This is a genomic window from Rhizobacter sp. P1_G5 (assembly GCF_056405435.1).
The window spans coordinates 1-1215 of record NZ_JBFUCB010001019.1; the positions used below are offsets into that span (position 1 = coordinate 1).

Consider the following 1215-nt stretch of genomic DNA (forward strand, 5'->3'; position numbering starts at 1 on the left):
GGCCCTCAATGCCGAGACGCTGGAAGTGGAGCCGCACCTCGCCCTGCACTACTTCTACGACTCCTACTTCATGGTGAACCGACAGAACACCAGGCTCGCGAAAGACATCCGCGACGGGCTGGAGAAAGCCATCGCCGACGGCTCGTTCGACAAGGTCTTCCAGGACTACTTCGGCGAGCGGCTGCGCAAGGCACGGCTGGACAAGCGCACGGTGATCGAGCTGCGCAACCCGCTGCTGACGCCGGGAACGCCGTCGAACCGGCCGGAGCTGTGGTACGACGCCAAGCGCGGCCGCTGAAGCTCGCACCGAGGCCGGCGTTCAGCCCAGCGCCACCAGCTCGGCCATGACCGGGCGAAGCAGCCGGTCGACGTTGCGCAGCAGCGGCTCGAGGCCGGCGTCGTCGAGCTCGTCCAGGCAGGCGCGCTCCAGTTCCGTCGCCGCCTGGTGGACGCCCCGCACGGCCAGCGTGCCGGCGACGTTCTTCAGGTCGTGCGCCATGCGCATCGCGGTCGCCGTGTCGCCGCTCGCGCGGGCGGCCCGGAAGCGTTGCGCGAAGTCCGTCTCCCGGTCGCGGAACATGCGCATCAGGCGCAGGTACAGGTCTTCGTCGCCCATCGTGGCGGCGATGCCGGCCGGGCGGTCGATCGACGGGGGGTCGTCGGGCGCCGCGGCCGGGTGGATCCAGCGCGCGAGGGTGGCGAAGAGTTCGTTCACGTTGATCGGCTTGGCGACGTGGTCGTTCATGCCGGCGGCCAGCACCTTGTCGCGGTCGCCGACCAGCGCGTTGGCGGTCATCGCGATCACCGGCAGATCGCGCCACTGCGGCTGCTGGCGCAGCGCGCGCGTGGCGGCGTAGCCGTCCATCACCGGCATCTGGCAGTCCATCAGCACGCCGTCGAAACGCTGGCGCGCCAGCATCGCCAGCGCCTCGCGGCCGTCGCAGGCCACGCTGACCGTGATGTCGGCATCGCCCAGCACGCTCAAGGCGATCTCGCGGTTGATCGCGTTGTCCTCCACCAGCAGGATGTGCGCGCCGCGCAGGTGCGCCTGGTGCCCGAGCAAGGCCTCCTGGCGCTGCATCGCGCGCGGTGCGCGCGCCCGTGCCAGCCCCAGCGCCTCGCCGCAGGCGTCGAACAGCGACGAGGGCGTGACCGGCTTCGTCAGCAGCGCGCCGACGCTGACCTGCTGCTGCACCAGCTGCCGCTGCGCATCAT

1 protein-coding gene and 1 pseudogene are annotated in these 1215 nt (G+C 70.9%); one reads left to right on the forward strand and one right to left on the reverse strand.

What is annotated here, in order from left to right; all coding sequences use genetic code 11:
* Positions 1 to 298, forward strand: a pseudogene (locus AC1D12_RS33685) (hypothetical protein); the annotation flags it as partial.
* A gap of 21 nt (positions 299 to 319) precedes the next feature.
* On the opposite strand, the gene AC1D12_RS33690 reads toward AC1D12_RS33685, so the two are convergent.
* Positions 320 to 1215: response regulator (locus AC1D12_RS33690; protein ID WP_477845426.1), on the reverse strand; the 896-nt coding region annotated here is incomplete at its 5' end.